The organism is Mesorhizobium sp. M7A.F.Ca.CA.002.05.1.1 (assembly GCF_003998335.1).
Lineage (GTDB): Bacteria > Pseudomonadota > Alphaproteobacteria > Rhizobiales > Rhizobiaceae > Mesorhizobium.
On sequence record NZ_RZQI01000931.1, the window covers coordinates 1 to 2275 of the forward strand.

Annotated in this window: 3 protein-coding genes; all 3 read left to right on the forward strand. The window is 63.7% G+C overall.

What is annotated here, in order from left to right; all coding sequences use genetic code 11:
* Nucleotides 1-884: DUF5691 domain-containing protein (locus EN939_RS30685; RefSeq protein WP_245473219.1), on the forward strand; the 884-nt coding region annotated here is incomplete at its 5' end.
* A 31-nt stretch (nucleotides 885-915) separates the two neighbouring features.
* Nucleotides 916-1995: an ATP-binding protein gene (locus EN939_RS30690; RefSeq protein ID WP_027036087.1), complete on the forward strand. Its 1080-nt coding sequence runs from the start codon at nucleotides 916-918 to the stop codon at nucleotides 1993-1995.
* 4 nt (nucleotides 1996-1999) lie between these two features.
* A partial coding sequence (locus EN939_RS30695) for a DUF5682 family protein (protein WP_245473221.1) occupies nucleotides 2000-2275 on the forward strand: 276 nt, incomplete at its 3' end.

The window sequence follows — 2275 nt, forward strand, 5'->3', positions numbered from 1 at the left end:
AGCGGCAACTGATCGAAACCAAAGCCTCCGGAGAGCCGGCGGAGATCAGGATTGCACTCGTCGACCTGTTGCGCTTCGGCCTGGGTGCCGATGACGTGCCATTCCTGAAGAGCCTCTCCGCCGATCGTTCCGGCAAGCTGCGCGAGCTCGCTGGCCGGTTGCTGGCAAGATTGGGAGAGCACGGCTCGCCAGGCGGTGGCGGGCCGGAAGATCCGACGGCCGAACTCGCTGCCTTCATCGCTGAAGGCAAATCCGGCTTCATCCGCCGCCGCACCACCTACACGCCGGCAAAACTCAAATCGCCGGCGCAGGAAAGACGTCGCGCCGAACTGTTCGAGACCTGTAACCTGGTCGACCTCGCCACGCGCTTCGGCACCACCGAATCCGAGTTTATCGGGGCGTGGCAATTCGGCGCCGAGAGCAATGCCGATATCCTTGTTGCCCGAATGGTCGCCGCGTCGGGCAGCGACGCCGCGGTGACGCACATGGCGGATATGCTTGTCGCCGAACGTGACAAGCCCGCACTCTTCGTCCTCCACCTCATGGCGCGTCTGGACAGCCGCAGGAAGCGTGTCCTGGTCAGGTCGATCCTGAAGGACACGCAACATCTTGGCGCGCTCAATCTGGCCGAGGGCCTCGAAGCAAGCTGGCTGGAATGGGCCGACCTGACAAACGGCCAGACGCTCGCGGCGCTTCGCTCCGCTGTTGCAGCAAACGATGACGCTGTGAGGCGAGGCGTCGACCAGCTTCTGGAAACTATGGGCTTTCTCGCCACGGCGGCGACGGCGGAGAAATTGATCGGAGACGTTGTTGCGGCCGGTATGGCGCCGGCGGCGCCGTCTCTGGGTCTCCTGCGGCTCAACGCGTCACTGGCCGAGCATTGAACCAACATATGATCAATCCGGAGAACAGCAAATGAACGCAGCCATCCGTCTTCCGGTCGAGCAGGCCTATGCCGCCGAATTGCAGGCGCTCTCGCGCAATGACGACCGGCAAAGGCCTGCCGGATGGAGCCTTTCACCAAAGGCGGTCCTTACCTACCTGCTTGGCGGAAAGGCTGACGACGGGACAGTGATAACGCCCAAATATGTCGGCCGCCGCCGGCTGATGGAAACCGCGGTCGCGACGCTCGCCACCGATCGCGCGCTGTTGCTGCTGGGTGTTCCCGGCACGGCCAAATCCTGGGTGTCGGAACATCTCGCCGCCGCCATCATGGGCGATTCGACCCTGATCGTGCAGTGCACGGCCGGCACCGACGAGAACCAGATCCGCTATGGCTGGAACTACGCACAGCTTCTGGCAAAGGGCCCAAGCCAGGATGCGCTGGTGCCGACGCCGCTCTACCGCGCCATGCAGGACGGCAAGCTTTGCCGCCTCGAGGAGCTGACGCGCATGGGCTCCGATGTGCAGGACACGCTGATCACCGTCCTGTCCGAAAAGATGATGCCGATCCCGGAACTTAACACCTCGATCTACGCGCAGCGCGGCTTCAACATCATTGCCACCGCCAACAACCGCGACAAGGGCGTCAACGAGTTGTCGTCAGCGTTGAAGCGCCGCTTCAACGTCGTCGTGCTGCCTTTGCCCGAAGACATGGCGGAGGAAGTGGCGATCGTCTCCAAGCGGGTCGGCGAGATGGCCGGCGGTCTTGACCTTCCGGTGCCGAAGAATGTCGGTGAGGAGATCGCGCGAGTGCTGACCATTTTTCGCGAGTTGCGCTCCGGTGCTACAGCCGACGGCAAGGTGACGTTGAAGACGCCGTCCGGTTCGCTGTCCACGGCCGAAGCCATTGCCACCATGGTCGGCGGCCTCAGCCAGGCGGCCTGGTTCGACAGCGGCAAGCTCGGCGCCGAAGGCCTTGCCGCCAGCCTCGTCGGCGCGATCGTCAAGGATCCCGTGCAGGACAAATTGGTGCTGGAAGAATATCTGGAAACCGTGCTCAAGAAGCGGCCAGACTATGCCGGCTACTACGCGGCCTTGAACGCGGCAATCTGACGCCATGGGGCTCAGCGACGTTTCCTATTTCGGCATACGCCATCACGGGCCCGGCTCCGCCGACAGCCTGGTGCAGGCGTTGCAGGAGTTGAAACCGGTCGCCGTGCTGATCGAAGGACCGGCCGACGCCAGCCCGCTGTTGCCGTTGCTCGCCCGCCCCGAAATGCAGCCGCCGGTGGCGCTGCTCTGCTATCCCGAAGACGATCCGGCCTCGACAAGCTTCTGGCCCTTCGCCGAATTCTCGCCGGAGTATCAGGCGACGCTCTGGGCCGTCACCAAC